General features: G+C 71.8%; 1 protein-coding gene (only partly in view). It reads right to left on the reverse strand.

Annotation, left to right across the window (positions count from 1 at the left end):
- Window positions 1–31: 31 nt before the first annotated feature.
- Window positions 32–17,182: the 3' end of a type I polyketide synthase gene (locus Aple_RS54760; RefSeq protein WP_246264854.1), read on the reverse strand. It continues 32,157 nt past the right edge of the window; the window shows 17,151 of its 49,308 coding nt (coding positions 32,158–49,308); its start codon lies beyond the right edge, outside the window; the stop codon is at window positions 32–34.

Below are 17,182 nucleotides of genomic sequence, written 5' to 3' on the forward strand. Positions count from 1 at the left end.
CCTCCAGAGTACTCGCGCATGAGCCGCGCGATCACAGATCTTTGAGGCGGCCCAGCTCGCTTTCGATGAAGCCGAGAATGTCCTTGGTACTCGCCGATTCGAGCACTTCGGCGACTGTGATTTCACTAGTCTCCGTGCCGGTCTCGCTCACCGTCGCCAGCAGGTGGCGCAGCCGGGTGACGATGCCGTTTCTCGCGACCTCGTTCAGCGCGTGGCCGGAAAGCGCCGTCTCGAAGCGGTTGAGATCGGCCAGCAAGGACAGTTCCGTGGCCTTGTTCTCCCCGGGCGCGATTTCCGCCAGGAGATGTTCGGCGAGGCTCGCGGGGGTGGGGTAGTCGAAGATGACGGTGGCCTGCAGCCGCAGTCCCGTCACCGCGTTCAGCCGGTTGCGCAGCTCCACCGTGGTGAGGGAATCGAAGCCCAGTTCGCGGAACTCCCGTCCCGGCTGGATCGCCTCTGCCGACTCGTGTGCCAGGACCAGTGCCGCCTGCGTGCGCACCAGCTCCGTCACCAGCCGCACCTGCTCGGCCTCGTCCAGTTCCGCCAGGCGGCGGACCAGCTCTTCCCCTCCGCCCGCGGAGGTGGAGGCCGCGGCGCGGCGGCCGACGCGGACCAAGCCGCGCATCAGGTGCGGGACCTCGCCCATCGCTCGCAGTACCGGCAGGTCCAGCCGCACGGGTACCACCATCGCCCGGGCCGAGGCGGTGGCCGCTTCGAACGCGGCGAGACCGTGCTCGGCCGACAGCGGCGGCATACCCGGGCGGGCGAGCCGCCGCATCTCGGTGCCGCTCAACGTGCCGGTCATGCCGCTGTCCTGAGCCCACGAACCCCAGGCCAGCGACAACCCGGCCAGCCCCCGCGCGCGGCGCAGCTGGGCCAGGGCGTCCAGGAACGCGTTCGCCGCCGCGTAGTTGCCCTGGCCAGGCGCGCCGACGACACCCGCGAGCGCGGAGAAGACCACGAACCCGGCCAGGTCCATGTCCTGGGTGAGCTCGTGCAGGTGCCAGGCCGCGTCCACCTTCGGCCGCAACACGATCTCCAGCCGCTCCGCCGACAGCGACGGAATGGTCCCATCGGCCAGCACACCGGCGGTGTGAATGATCGCGGTCAGCGGATGTCCGGCATCGATCCCGGCCAGCAGGTCCGCGACCTGGTCCCGGTCGGCCAGGTCACAGGTGGCGATCTCGACCTCGGCGCCGTGCGCGATCAGCTCAGCCTGCAGGTCCACCGCGCCCGGAGCATCCAGGCCCCTACGGCTGGCCAGCAACAGGTGCCGAACACCGCGTTCGACCACCACATGCCGGGCGAACAGCGCACCCAGACCACCGGTCCCGCCAGTGATCAACACTGTGCCGTCCGGAGCCCACGGACGGGCACCGTCCGGGGCCGAGTCGATATCGGAAATGTCAGGGCTATCGGGCAGTACCCGCGCCAGCCGCGGCACCAGCATCTCACCCTCGCGCACCGCCACCTGCGGCTCGCCCGACGCCAGGACCCCGGCCAGCACCGGTGCGGAGATCTCGTGCTCGTCCGCATCGACCAGCACGAACTGGTCCGGGTTCTCCGACTGGGCGCTACGGACCAGACCCCACACCGCGGAAGCCGGCAGATCCGCGACCGTCTCACCGTCACCCGCGGCGATCGCACCCCGGGTGAGGAACACCAGCCGCGAATCGGCGAACCGCTCATCGGCCAGCCACTGCTGCACGACCCCCAGCACCTGGGTGGTCAGCATGTGCGCCGAATCCACCGCTCCAGCCGCCGGATCCGAGGCCACCTCCATCACCACCACGGGTGGTACCGCATCCGCCGTGGCCGCTCCCAAGTCGTCCAATCCGAACACCGCCACGTCGCCGGTCTCCCCGGTCTCCGGCGTACCCGCCACGGCCTTCCACTCGACCCCGAACAGCGATTCCCAGCCGATGCCGCGGTCCGACACGGCCAGTTCTCCGGCGGATACCGGCCGCAGCCCCACCGACCGCGCCGACACCACCGGCGCACCCGCCGCGTCCACCGCCGCCAGCTCCACCGAGTCGGCGGCGGTACGGGCCAGCCGGACCCGCAACACCGACGCTCCCCCGGCCTCCAGGGACACCCCGGCCCACGAGAACGGCACCAGGCCACCTTCGGAATCGTCAAGACCAGCGAAGATCACCGCGTGCAGCGCGGCGTCCAGCAGAGCCGGATGCAACCCGAACGCACCCACCTCGGACTGCGCCTGCTCGGGCAGCGCCACCTCGGCGAAGATCTCACCATCGCGCTGCCAGGCCGCCCGCAGCCCCTGGAACACCGGACCGTATTCCAGTCCTTGGTCTGCCAGCTCGTCGTAGAAGCCGTCCAGTTCGACGGCGGTCGCGCCGGTCGGCGGCCAAACCGCCGCATCGAACGACCCTGCTGCCGGAGAACCGGTCGCGAGCGTGCCGGCGGCGTGCCGCACCCACGGCACATCCTCCCCGGCCTGCGCCGAGCGGGCGTAGATGTTCACGCTCCGGTGGCCCGACTCCTCCGGCGCGGCCACCGACACCTGCACCGCGACCGCCTCGCCCTCGCCCAGCACCAGCGGCGCGACCAGCGTCAGCTCCTCGACCACATCGCAGCCGACCTGGTCACCCGCCCGGACCGCCAGCTCAAGGAACCCGGTGCCGGGGAAGACCACCGTCCCGGCCACCGCGTGATCGGCCAGCCACGGATGCGTTCGCAGCGAGATACGTCCCGTCAGCACCATCCCATCGGAGTCGGCCAACCCGACCGCCGCGCTCAGCAGCGGGTGATCCGCGGCGGCCAGACCCGCCGCCGCCACGTTCCCTCCGCCGGAACCGGCGCTGTCGGGCCAGTACCTGCGGTGCTCGAAGGCGTAGGTGGGCAGATCGACCCGGCCTCCCCTCGGGAGCACCGCCCGCCAGTCCACCGGCACCCCGTGGACGTGCAGCCGGGCCAGCGCCGTCATCACCGCCGTGTGCTCGTCTCGATCCTTGCGCAGCACCGGCACGAGCACGTTGTCGAACTCAGCGGCAAGGGTGTCCTGGGCCATCGCGGTCAGGACGCCGTCGGGGCCCAGCTCCAGATAGGCCCGTATGCCCTGAGTCTCCAGCGTGCGGACACCGTCGGCGAAGCGGACCGCGCCACGGACCTGGTCCACCCAGTAGCCCGGCGAGCACACCTGCTCGGTCGTGGCCGCCTGGCCGGTCAGGGTCGACACGATCGGAGTTCGCGGCGGGTTGTAGGCGAGCCTGCTCGCCAGCGTGCGGAAGTCCTCCAGCATCGGGTCCATCAGCGGCGAGTGGAAGGCGTGCGAGACCCGCAGCCGCCGCGTCCTGACGCCCTGGGATTCCAGCGCGGCGACGACCTCAAGCACCGCCTCCTCGACACCGGAGACCACCAGCGAGGCAGGACCGTTGACCGCCGCGACCGACACCTCATCCGAACGCCCGGCCAGCAGCTCAGCGACCTGATCCTCCGACGCCTGGATCGCGACCATCGCCCCACCGGGCGGGAGCGCCTGCATCAACCGCGCCCGGGCCGCCACCAGCGCGCACGCATCGCTCAGTGAGAGCACCCCGGCCACGTGAGCGGCCGTGATCTCCCCGATCGAGTGCCCTGCCAGCACATCCGGCCGGACCCCCCACGATTCGACCAGCCGGAACAGCGCGGTCTCCACCGCGAACAGCGCCGGCTGCGCCCATCCGGTCTGGTCCAGCGCATCGGCTTCGGGCGTGCCCGGCTCGGCGAACAGGACCTCGCGCAACGAACGACCCAGCCCGATCGGCTCAAGCGAAGGCTCCAGCTCGGCGATCACCTCGTCCAACGCCTCCGCGAACACCGGGAACCGGTCATACAACTCCCGGCCCATCCCCGCCCGCTGACTGCCCTGACCGGTGAACAGCACCGCCAGCTGCGGCTCCGCCGCCACCCCGCGCACCACACCCGCACCCGGCAGGTCCTCCGCCAGCGCGCCCAGCCCGGCCAGCAGACCATCACGGTCCCCGGCCAGCACCACCGCACGATGCTCGAACGCCGACCGCGTCGTGGCCAGCGCGAACGCCGCATCGGCCAGCGCCACCTCGCCGCGCTCCCGCACATGCGAGACCAGCCGCCCGGCCTGCGCCCGCAACGCCTGATCCGTCTTGGCCGAGACCAGCACCGGCACCACACCAGCGGGCGGCGCCTGATCCTCCACATCCGGACCGGCCGGAACCTCCGGCCCCTCCTCCAAGATCACATGGGCGTTGGTGCCACTGATCCCGAACGAGGAGACACCCGCCCGGCGCGGACGGCCGGTCCGCGGCCATTCGGCGGGCTCGGTCAGCAGCTCCACCGCGCCCGAGGTCCAGTCCACGTGCGAGGACGGCTCGTCCACGTGCAGGGTCTTGGGCAGCATCCCGTGCCGCATGGCCATGACCATCTTGATCACACCGGCGACACCCGCAGCCGCCTGCGTGTGACCGATGTTGGACTTGATCGCGCCCAACAGCAGCGGGCGGTCCTCCTGCCTGTCCTTGCCGTAGGTCGCCAGCAGGGCCTGGGCCTCGATCGGGTCGCCCAGCGCGGTTCCCGTGCCGTGTGCCTCGACCGCGTCCACCTCGGACGGCGACACTCCGGCGTTGGCCAGCGCCTGCCGGATCACCCGCTGCTGCGAAGGACCGTTCGGCGCGGTCAGGCCGTTGGACGCGCCGTCTTGGTTGATCGCCGAACCACGGACGATCGCCAGGACCTGATGCCCGTTGCGGCGGGCGTCCGACAGCCGCTCCAGGACCACCATGCCCACGCCCTCGGAATAGCTGGTGCCGTCCGCCGTATCGGCGAAGGCCTTGCACCGGCCGTCCTGCGCCAGCCCGCCCTGGGCGCTGAAACCGATGATCCCCAGCGGCGAGGCCATCACCGTCGCGCCACCGGTCAGCGCCAGATCGCACTCGCCCGAGCGCAGCGCCTGCACCCCGAGGTGCATCGCCACCAGCGACGAAGAACACGCGGTGTCCACCGTCACCGCCGGGCCCTCAAGACCCAGCGTGTACGAGAGACGGCCGGACAACACGCTGGCCGACAGACCGGTGACGCCATGGCCTTGGACATCCGCCTGAGCGCCCACGATCAAGCTTGAGTAGTCCTGGCCGTTGGTGCCGACGAACACCCCGGTGGAGCTGCCCTTCAGCGAGACCGGGTCGATCCCGGCCCGCTCGACGGCCTCCCAGACACCTTCCAGCAGCAACCGCTGCTGCGGGTCCATCGCCAGCGCCTCACGCGGCGAGATCCCGAAGAACCCGGCGTCGAACCCGGCCACATCAGGCAAGAACCCGCCCTGATCGGTCGCGCTGCTGCCCCGGCTGTCCGACCCGAACAGCATCTCCATGTCCCAGCCGCGATCGGTGGGGAAGGGGGTGATCGCGTCCTCGCCTTCGGACAGCAGCCGCCACAGCTCTTCCGGCGAGTTCACCTCGCCGGGGAACCGGCAGCTCATGCCCACAATCACGATGGGATCGCCCGCGACTCCCGCCTTCTGCGCGGCCACCACACCCGAGGCCACGGCCTGGTCCTGGCGACCCAGCAACTCCGACACCAGGAATCGGGCCAGCACGGCCGGCGTCGGATAGTCGAACACCAGCGTGGCCGGCAGCCGCAGCCCCGTCGCCGTGTTCAACCGGTTGCGCAACTCCACGGCGGTGAGGGAGTCGAAGCCCAGCTCGCGGAACTCCCGCCGCGCCTGGACCGCGTCCGCCGACGCGTGCCCCAGCACCACCGCGGCCTGAGCGCGCACCAGCTCGACCACCAGCCGCACCTGCTCGTTCTCGCCCAGCCCGGCCAGCCGCCGTACCAGCTCCGCGTCTCCGGCCACCGGGGTGGAGACCGCCGATCGGCGGCCTGCGCGCACCAGGCCCCGCATCAGATGCGGCACCTCAGGGAACGTGCGCAGCACCGACAGATCCAGCCGCACCGGCACCACCGCCGCCTGGCCCGACGTGGCAGCCGACTCGAACGCCGCGAGTCCTTGCTCGGCCGACAGCGGCGGCATGCCCGCCCGCGCTATGCGGCGCAGCTCGATCGCACCGAGGCCGCCGGTCATTCCGGTCTCCTGCGCCCACAAGCTCCAGGCCAGCGACAACCCGGGCAGCCCCTGCGCCCGGCGCAGCTGGACCAGCGAGTCGAGGAACGCGTTCGCCGCCGCGTAGTTGCCCTGCCCGGCGTTGCCCATCACCCCGGCCAGCGAGGAGAACAGCACGAACGCCGCGAGGTCCAGGTCCTGGGTCAGCTCGTGCAGATGCCAGGCGGCGTCCACCTTCGGCCGCAGCACCGCGTCCAGCCGCTCCGGCGTCAGCGAGGGAATCGTGCCGTCATCCAGCACACCGGCGGTGTGAATCACCGCGGTCAGCGGATGCTCGGCCGGCACCTGCTCCAGCAGGGCAGCCACGTGGTCCCGGTCGGCCACATCGCAGGACGCGATCGTGACCTCGACGCCGTGCGCGATCAGCTCGGCCCGCAGCTCCGCCGCACCCGGAGCCTCCAGGCCCCGGCGGCTGACCAGCAGCAGATGCCGTACGTCGCGTTCGGCCACCACATGCCGGGCGAACAGCGCGCCCAGACCACCGGTCCCACCAGTGATCAGCACCGTGCCGTCCGGATCCCACGGCCGTTCGGCCTCGGGGCCGCGCACGACCCGTGCGAGCCGGGCCACCCGCACCTCATCACCGCGCACCGCCACCTGCGGCTCGTCCGACGCCAGCACTCCGGCCAGCAGCGGTACGGAGATCTCCTGATCGTCCACATCGACCAGGACGAACCGGCCCGGATTCTCCGACTGGGCGCTACGGACAAGACCTCGAGCCGCGGCCACCACCGGATCCGGCGCCGCTTCGCCCTCGGTCGCGACCGCGCCCCGAGTAAGGAACCCCAGACGCGAGTCGGCCAACCGCTCATCGGCCAGCCACCGCTGCACCAGATCCAGCACGCGGGTGGTCAGCGCATGCGCCGACTCCACCACTCCTGCGGCCGGATCCGAGACCAGCTCCGTCAACACCACGCCCGGGACCGGACCCGACTCCAGCAGGGCCGAGAGATCCTCGTGGACCGAAAGTCCGCTCGACTCTCCGGCCGGGTTGTCGCCGGCTGCGTTGTCGCCGGCTGCCCGCAACGCCGCTGCGGCGCCCAGCGTGTCCCGGCCGAGCAGCCCCACCGTTGCCGGCGCCCCAGCGGCCTCCGGCGCACCGGCCATGGGGGCCCACTCCACCCGGAACAACGCGTCCCGCCCGGCGTCACGACCATCGAGAGCAAGCTGCTCGGTGGAGATCGGTCGCAGGACCACCGACCGGGCCGACACCACCGGCTCCCCGGCCGCGTCGACCGCGCTCAGTGACACCGCGTCGCCGTCCGCCCTGGCCAGCCGTACCCGCAGCATCGACGCGCCGCCCGCGTGCAGGCACACCTCACCCCAGGAGAACGGTGCCCGGACAGCCTCGGAATCGTCCAGCCCGGTGATCGGCACCACATGCAGGACCGCGTCCAGCAACGCCGGGTGCAACCCGAACGAATCCGCTCCGCCGACGTGCTCCGGCAAGCTCAGCTCGGCGAAGATCTCACCGTCAGCACCCTGCCAGGCCGCCCGCAGACCCTGGAACGCCGGACCGTATGCCAGCCCTCGGGTGGCCAGCTCATCGTAAAGGCCATCCAGTTCGATGGCGGTCGTCCCGGCTGGGGGCCACATCGCCGTATCGAACGGCGCGGATTCCGGAGTACCGGTCGCGAGCGTGCCGGTGGCGTGCAGCACCCACGGCATATCATCGGCCGCGTCCGCCGACCGGGCGTAAACGCTCAGGCTTCGGCGGCCCTGCTCCTGCGTGGCATCGGCCCATACCTGGACAGCGACGGCCTCGCCCTCGCCCAGCGCCAGCGGCGCGACCAGCGTCAGCTCCTCCACCACATCGCAGCCGACCTGGTCACCCGCCCGGACCGCCAGCTCCACGAACACGCTGCCCGGCACCACCGCGGAACCCGCCACCACGTAATCGGCGAGCCACGGCTGGGCGCTCAGCGACAACCTCCCGGTCAGCACCACCCCGTCGGAGTTGGCCAGCGGCATCGCCGCGCCCAGCAGCGGGTGCCTCGTCGCGGACAGGCCCAGAACACGGGCATCACCGCTCTGCTTGGCGTTCGGCCAGAACCGCTGGTGCTGGAAGGCGTAGGTCGGCAGATCGACCCTGCGCCCACCGGTCAGTACCGCCTGCCAGTCCACCGCCACGCCGCGCACGAACAGCTCGGCCGCCGAGACCAGGAGGCGGTCCAGCCCGCCTTCATCCCGGCGCAAGGTCCCAGCGATCACCGCGTCCACCGCGGCCTCGTCCACGCACTCGCCGATGCCGATCGTCAGCACGGGGTGCGGACTCACCTCCACGAACGCCCGGTACCGCTGCTCCAGCAACTGCCCGATCGCCGGGGCGAAGCTGACCGTGTTGCGCAGGTTGTCACACCAGTACGCCGCGTCGAGTTCCGGCCCTTCCAGCCACTGGCCGGTCACCGTCGACAACATCGGCACCCGCACCGCACGCGGAGCCACCTCCGCCAGGACCTGGGCCAGTTCCGCACCGATCAGATCGACCTGAGCCGAATGCGAGGCATAGTCCACGGCGATACGCCGGACCCGCACCTCCTCAGCGGCAAGCCGCTCAACCAGTTCCTCGACCGCGACGACCTCACCGGCCACCACCACCGAACTGGGGCCGTTGATGGCCGCGACCGACACCCGGCCGTCCCAGACGGCCAGCCGTTCACGCACCTGCTCGACCGGCAACGCCACCGACGCCATCGCGCCAAGCCCCGCCAGCCGGTCGGCGATCAGACGGCTGCGCAACGCCACTATCCGGGCACCGTCCTGCAACGAGAGGCCACCCGCGACCACCGCGGCCGCGATCTCGCCCTGAGAGTGGCCGACCACGGCGTCGGGGCGAAGCCCCAGTGACTCCCAGAGCGCCGCCAGCGACACCATCACCGCGAACGACACCGGCTGGACCACATCCACCCGATCCAGCCCCGGAGCGTCCTCGGTCTGCCGGATCACGTCCAGCAGCAACCAGTCCACGAACGGCTCCAGCGCCGCCGCGCACTCCGCCATCCGACCGGCGAAGACCGGCGACTCCTCAAGCAGCCGCCTGCCCATGCCCACCCACTGCGCTCCCTGACCCGGGAACACCCACGCCGACTTGCCATCGACGTCGGTCACTCCCGCGATCACCCGAGCCGCCGACTCACCGGCCTCGACCACGGACAGGCCCGCCAGCAGTTCCTCGCGGTCGTGGCCGACCACCACCGCGCGGTGCTCGAACGCCGACCGCGACACCACCAGCGAGAACGCCGTGTCGACCGGGTCCAGATCGCCGGCCTCCACGTGCGCCGCCAGACGACGGGCCTGGCCACGCAACGACTCCTCGGTCTTCGCCGAAACCACCCACGGCACGACACCCGGCACCTGTTCCACCGGCTCCGAGACAGAAGCCTCCGGCCCCTGCTCCAAGATCACGTGCGCGTTGGTGCCGCTGATCCCGAAGGAGGACACGCCCGCCCGGCGCGGACGACCGTTCTCCTGCCACTCCACCGGCTCGGTCAGCAGCTCCACCGCGCCGGAGGCCCAGTCCACGTGCGACGACGGCGCATCCACGTGCAACGTCTGAGGCAGCACCCCGTGCCGCATCGCCAGGACCATCTTGATCACACCGGCCACACCCGCGGCCGCCTGCGTGTGACCGAGGTTCGACTTCACCGAACCCAGCAGCAGCGGCCGACCCTCCTCCCGATCCTGCCCATAGGTGGCCAGCAGCGCCTGCGCCTCGATCGGGTCACCCAGCGTCGTACCCGTGCCGTGCGCCTCGACCGCGTCCACGTCCGCGGCGGACAATCCCGCGACGGCCAGCGCCCGGCGGATCACCCGCTGCTGCGAAGGACCGTTCGGAGCGGTCAGCCCGTTCGACGCGCCGTCCTGGTTGACGGCGGAGCCACGCACGACCGCGAGCACATGGTGGCCGTTGCGGCGGGCGTCAGACAGCCGCTCCAGCATCACCAGGCCGACGCCCTCGGACCAGCCGGTGCCGTCCGCGGTGTCGGAGAACGCCTTGCACCGCCCATCGCCGGCCAGCCCGCCCTGCGCGCTGAAGTCGATGAACACGCCCGGCGTGGCCATCACGCTCACGCCGCCGGCCAGCGCCAGATCGCATTCGCCCGAGCGCAGCGCCTGCGCCGCCATGTGCATCGCCACCAGCGACGAAGAACACGCGGTGTCCACCGTCACCGCCGGACCCTCAAGACCCAGCGCGTACGCGACACGGCCGGTGAGGATGCTTCCGGCGCTACCGGTGCTGACGAAGGTCATCACATCCGGCGAGAACTCAGCGCTCATCCCGTAGTCGTGGAAGATCGCCCCGGCCCACACACCGGTACGGCTGCCTCGCAGCGAGACCGGGTCGATCCCCGCCCGCTCGATCGCCTCCCATGACGTCTCCAGCAGCACCCGCTGCTGCGGATCCATCGCCAGCGCCTCACGCGGCGAAATACCGAAGAAGCCAGGATCGAATTCGGCCGCGTCCACGAGGAACCCGCCCTGGAAGCCCAGCTCGCCCTGCACCTGCCAGCCCCGGTCCCTGGGCACCGGGGAGATGGTGTCCCGGCCGTCGGCGACCAGCCGCCACAGATCCTCCGGAGAGCTCACCCCGCCGGGGAAACGGCAGGCCATCGAGACGATGGCGATCTGGTCGTCCGCCACCGCGGTGGCGACCACCGGCAGAATCGCGTCGCCGTGCAGGCCGAGCAGTTCACTGAGCAGGTACTCGCCGAGTGCGGTGGGGGTGGGGTAGTCGAAGACGAGGGTGGAGGGCAGGCGCAGCCCGGTGGCGTCGTTGAGCCGGTTGCGCAGTTCGAGCGCGGTCAGCGAGTCGAAGCCCAGCTCACGGAACTCCCGCCGGACATCCACCCCCTCCACGGAGGAATGCCCGAGGACTGCGGCGGCCTGCGCCCGGACCAGGTCGACCAGCAGCTGGATCCGCTGCGGGTGGGCCAGAGCGGCCAGCTGCCGGGACAGCGCCTCGCCCGCGCCACCGCCTCCGGCCGCCGACAGCGCGGCGGCCGTACGGCGAGTGCCCCGGACCAGCCCGCGCAGCAACGGCGGCACCAGCTGAGCGGGCATCGCCGACAGGTTCATCCGCACCGGGACCACGAGCGGTGAATCCGAGCCGATGGCCGCGTCGAACAGCGCCAGCCCCTGCTCGGTGCTGATCGGTGGAATCCCGGCGGTGGCCATCCGCTGCACGCTGGCCTGCGACATGCCCCCGGTCATCCCGGTGGCCTGCGCCCACAGTCCCCAGGTGAGCGACAGCCCCGGCAGCCCCTGTACCCGGCGCTGCGCCATCAGCCCGTCCAGCCAGGCGTTGGCCGCCGCGTAGTTGCCCTGCCCCGCGTTGCCTATCAGCCCGGCCAGCGAGGAGAACACCACGAACTCGGCCAGGTCCAGGCCCTGGGTCAGCTCGTGCAGGTGCCAGGCCGCATCGACCTTCGGCCGCAGCACCGCATCCACTCGCTCCGGTGTCAGCGAGGCGATCGTCCCGTCATCCACGATTCCAGCCGCGTGAATCACCGCTGTCAGCGGATGCTCGGCGTCGATCCCGGCCAGCAGGCCGGCCACCGCGTCCCGGTCGGCCATGTCGCAGGCGCTGACGGTGACCCGGGCGCCCTGATCGCTCAGCTCCTGGTGAAGCTCTGTCACACCGGGGGCGTCGGGGCCTCGGCGGCTGGCCAGCAGCAGATGCCGCACCCCGTGCTCGGCCACCAGGTGCCGGGCCACCTCCGCACCCAGGCCACTGGTGCCGCCGGTGACCAGCACGGTGCCTTCCGGGTTCCACCGGCGTGGCATGGTCAGCACGATCTTGCCGGTGTGCCGGGCCTGGCTCATGTACCGGAACGCCTCACGGCCCCGGCGCACATCCCACGCCGTGAACGGCAACGGCCGCAACTCACCGGCCGCGATCAGCTCCATCACCTCGGCCAGGATCTGCTGCAGCCGCTCGGCGCCGGCGTCCAGCATATCGAACCAGTGGTACGTCAGCCCGGGGAACTGCGCCTGGTCGCGGATGTCCAGCTTGCCCATCTCGATGAACCGGCCGCCCGGACGGAGCAGTCGCGCCGAGGCGTCGATGGGCTCCCCGGTCAGCGAGTTGAGCACCACATCGATCCCCCGCTCACCGCGGACCGCGCGGAACTGCTCCTCGAACTCCAAGGTCCGCGACGAGGCGATGTGATCGTCTGGGATGCCCATCGAACGCAGCACGTCCCACTTGGCCGGGCTGGCCGTGGCATACACCTCGACCCCCAGCCGCTGGGCCAGCTGGATGGCCGCCATGCCCACACCGCCCGTACCGGCGTGCACCAGCAGCGACTCGCCCGGCCGCAACCCGGCCAGATCCATCAGCCCGTAGTAGGCGGTCAGGAACGTCACCGGAATCGTCGCCGCCTGCTCGAAGGAAACCCCGTCAGGGATCTTGGACAGGACCGGGGAGCTGGTGACCACCGGGCCGAACGCGCCCTCGGTCAGACAGGCCACCCGGTCCCCCGGGCGCAGGTCCTCCACTTCGGAGCCGACCTCCAGCACCACGCCGGCGGCCTCGCCGCCCATCAGGCCGACCTTGTCCTGGAACCAGCCCAGCGCGTGCAGCGCGTCCAGCAGGTCACGGAAGTTGACTCCGGCCGCGTGCACCGCCACCCGCACCTGCCCGGCCGCCAACGGCTCAGCCGTTCCCGTTCCCGGGTAGGTGATGAGTTCCAGCGCGTCCAGGCTGCCCTTGGCCCTGCTCCCCAGCCGCCAGTCCGTACCGGACGGAGGCAGCAGACCCGCGCCCGACGCCAGCGACGCCAGTCGCGGCGCCCGCACCGCGCCGTCGCGCACCGCCACCTGCGGCTCGCCGGAAGCCAGCACCCCGCCCAGCAGCCCGCTCAGCGCACCGAGCCGCACCGACTCCTCGTCCACGTCGACCAGCACGAACCGGCCGGGGTTCTCCGCCTGCGCGCTGCGCACCATCCCCCAGACCGCGGAAGCCGCCAGATCGGTGGCCTCCTCGCCCTCGTCCGTCGCGACCGCACCCCGGGTGAGGAACACCAGTCGCGACTCGGCGAACCGCTCCTCGGCCAGCCAGCTCTGCAACAGGCCCAGCACCTCACGGGTCACCTGATGCGCCGAGTCCACCGCGTCCACACCCGGCGTGGTCTCGATCCCGGCCAGCACCACACCTGGCACCGGCCCCGCCTCGGCCAGGGCCGGCAGATCACGGTGAACCGCGACCGACTCCCACGTTGCCGCGAGGCCCAGCGCGTCCGGCTCGGACGCCGCGAAGCCGACCACAGCCGCCGGCACCGGATCGGCCACCGGGACATCGGAGAGCGCGGTCCATTCCAGCCGGAACAGCCCGTCGCGCTCCGCCGCCTGGACATCACCCGCAGCGGCGATCTGGCCGGGCGAGAACGGGCGCAGCACCAGCGAGCGCGCCGACAGCACCGGCTCCCCCGCGGCGTCCACCGCCGTCAGCGTGGCCGAGTCGGCGGCGGTCCGGCTCAGCCGCACGCGCAGCATCGCCGCCCCGGTGGCGTGCAGGCTCACCTCACTCCACGAGAACGGCAGCCGGCCGCCTTCGGAATCGTCAAGACCGGCGAAGGTCACCGCGTGCAACGCCGCGTCCAGCAGCGCCGGATGCACCCCGAACGAACCCGCGCTCGACTGCGCCTGCTCGGGCAGGACGACCTCGCCGAACACCGCACCGTCGGCACCGCGCCAGGCCGCCCGCAGCCCCTGGAACACCGGGCCGTACTCGAACCCGCCCGAAGCCAGTCCCTCGTACAGCCCGTCCAGCTCGAGCTCGGTCGCCCCCTGCGGAGGCCAGACCGCCGCGTCGAACGGCACGGCAGTGGACGCGCCGGTCGCGAGCGTGCCGGTGGCGTGCCGCGTCCACGGCACATCGTCGGCGGCTTGCGCCGACCGGGCGTAGACGCTCACGCTCCGATGGCCGGTCTCCTGGGCGGCGCCCACCCACACCTGCACCGCGACGGCATCGGTCTCGGTCAGCACCAGCGGCGCGGTCAGGGTCAGCTCCTCCACCAGATCACATCCGACCTGGTCACCCGCACGGATCGCCAGTTCCAGGAATCCGGTACCCGGGAAGATCACCGTGCCGGCCACCGCGTGATCGGCCAGCCACGGATGCGACGAGAGCGACAGACGGCCGGTCAGCAGCACCCCGTCGGAGTCGGCCAGACCCACGGCGGCGCCCAGCAGCGGATGATCCGTCACCGCCAGCCCCGCCGCAGCCACATTCCCCACCCGGGAAGCCGCCCCCGCGGGCCAGTACCGCTCGTGCTGGAAGGCATAGGTCGGCAGGTCGACCCGGCGCCCGCGCGGGAGCACCGCCTGCCAGTCCACCGGTACGCCGTGCACGTGCAGCTGAGCCAGCGCCTCGATGGCGGCCTCGCGCTCGTCCCGGTCCCGGCGCAGCACCGGCACCAGCACGCTATCGATCTCAGCGGCAAGGGTGTCCTGTGCCATCGCGGTCAGGACGCCGTCGGGGCCCAGCTCCAGATACGCCCGTACGCCCTGAGTCTCCAGCGTGCGGACGCCGTCGGCGAAGCGGACCGCGCCACGGACCTGATCCACCCAGTAATCCGGCGAGCACACCTGCTCGGCCGTGGCCGCCTGCCCGGTCAGGGTGGACACGATCGGAGTTCGCGGCGGGTTGTAGGTGAGCCTGCTCGCCAGCGTGCGGAAGTCCTCCAGCATCGGGTCCATCAGGGGCGAGTGGAACGCGTGCGACACCCGCAGCCGCTTGGTGCGCACCCCGCGCTTCGCCAGCGCGGCGGCGACCTCAAGGACCGGCTGCTCGGCCCCGGAGATCACCATCGAGGCCGGGCCGTTCACCGCCGCGATCGACACGTGGTCTTCGCGCCCGGCCAGGAGCTCGGCGACCTCCTCCTCGGAGGTCTGCACCGCCACCATCGCACCACCGGCAGGAAGCGCCTGCATCAACCGTGCCCGGGCCGCCACCAGCGCACACGCGTCGGCCAGCGACAGCACCCCGGCCACGTGAGCCGCGGTGATCTCCCCGATCGAGTGCCCGGCCAGCACCTCCGGCCGGATACCCCACGAGGACACCAGCCGGAACAGCGCGGTCTCCACCGCGAACAGCGCCGGCTGCGCCCACCCGGTCTGATCCAGCGCCTCCGCCTCGGCCGTACCCGGCTCGGCGAACAGCACCTCCCGCAGCGAATCGTCGAGCAGCGGGTCCAGCTCGGCGATCGCCTCGTCCAGCGCCCGCGCGAAGACCGGGAAGCGGTCGTACAGCTCCCGGCCCATGCCCGCCCGCTGGCTGCCCTGACCGGTGAACAGCACCGCGAGCCGCGGCTCCGCCGCCACTCCGCGCACCACACCCGCCCCCGGCAGGTCCTCGGCCAGCGCGCCCAGCCCGGCCAGCAGGCCATCACGGTCCCCGGCCAGCACCACCGCACGATGCTCGAACGCCGGACGGGTCGTGGCCAGCGCGAACGCCGTATCGGCAAGCGCCACCTCACGATGGTGCTCCACATGCGAGGCCAGCCGCCCGGCCTGCGCCCGCAACACCCCTGCGGTACGGGCCGACACCAGCACCGGCAGCACACCTGCGACCGGCGCATCGTCCCGCGCCACCGTTCCGGCCTCGATCCGCGGAGCCGCCGGCCCCTGCTCGAGGATGATATGGGCGTTGGTGCCGCTGATCCCGAAGGAGGAGACACCCGCCCGGCGCGGACGGCCGGTCCGCGGCCATTCGGCGGGCTCGGTCAGCAGTTCCACCGCGCCCGAGGTCCAGTCCACGTGTGAGGACGGCTCGTCCACGTGCAGCGTCTTGGGCAGCATGCCGTGACGTAGCGCCAGCACCATCTTGATCACACCGGCGACGCCCGCGGCGGCCTGGGTGTGACCGAAGTTCGACTTGATCGCGCCCACCAGCAGCGGCCGGCCCTCCGGCCGGTCCTTGCCGTAGGTCGCCAGCAGAGCCTGCGCCTCGATCGGGTCACCCAGCGTGGTACCGGTGCCGTGCGCCTCCACCGCGTCCACCTCGGACGGCGACAGCCCCGAAACGGCCAGCGCCTGGCGGATCACCCGCTGCTGCGACGGGCCGTTCGGCGCGGTCAGGCCGTTGGACGCGCCGTCCTGGTTGATCGCCGACCCACGCAGCACCGCCAGCACCTCATGCCCGTTGCGGCGGGCGTCCGACAGCCGCTCCAGGACCAGTACGCCCATGCCCTCCGACCAAGTCGTACCGTCGGCGGTGTCGGAGAACGCCTTGCACCGCCCATCAGGCGCCAACCCGCCCTGCGCGCTGAACCCGATGAACCCGATCGGGGTGGTCATCACCGTGGCGCCCCCGGCCAGCGCCAGACTGCACTCACCCGAGCGCAGCGCCTGCGCCGCCATGTGCATCGCCACCAGCGACGAAGAGCAGGCGGTGTCCACCGTCACCGCGGGGCCCTCCAACCCCAGGGTGTAGGACAGGCGGCCGGAGAGCACGCTGGCCGACATACCGGTGATGGCATGGCCTTCCACGTCTGCCGCGGCGTTCATCATCAGGCTCATGTAGTCCTGACCGTTGGTGCCCACGAACACCCCGGTGGAGCTGCCCTTCAGCGAGACCGGGTCGATCCCGGCCCGCTCGACCGCCTCCCACACCCCTTCCAGCAGCAGCCGCTGCTGCGGGTCCATCGCCAGCGCCTCACGCGGCGAGATCCCGAAGAATCCCGCGTCGAACCCGGCCACATCCGCCAGGAACCCGCCCTGGATGTCCAGACCCGTCCCGGACACCGACGCCAGATCCCAGCCACGATCGGACGGGACCGGCGAGATCGCGTCCTCGCCCTCGGACAGCAGCCGCCACAGACCCTCCGGAGAGTCCACCCCGCCGGGGAACCGGCAGCTCATCCCGACGATCACCACCGGATCATCCGCCACCGACGCCCTCGGCCCGGCTACCGCACCCGACCCGACGGCTTGGTCCTGCCGGCCCAGCAGCTCCGACACCAGGAACTCCGCCAGCACGATCGGCGTCGGGTAGTCGAACACCAGCGTGGCCGGCAGTTGCAGCCCCGTCGCGATGTTCAACCGGTTGCGCAACTCCACTGCGGTGAGGGAGTCGAAGCCCAG

It is taken from the genome of Acrocarpospora pleiomorpha, from assembly GCF_009687885.1.
Lineage (GTDB): Bacteria > Actinomycetota > Actinomycetes > Streptosporangiales > Streptosporangiaceae > Acrocarpospora > Acrocarpospora pleiomorpha.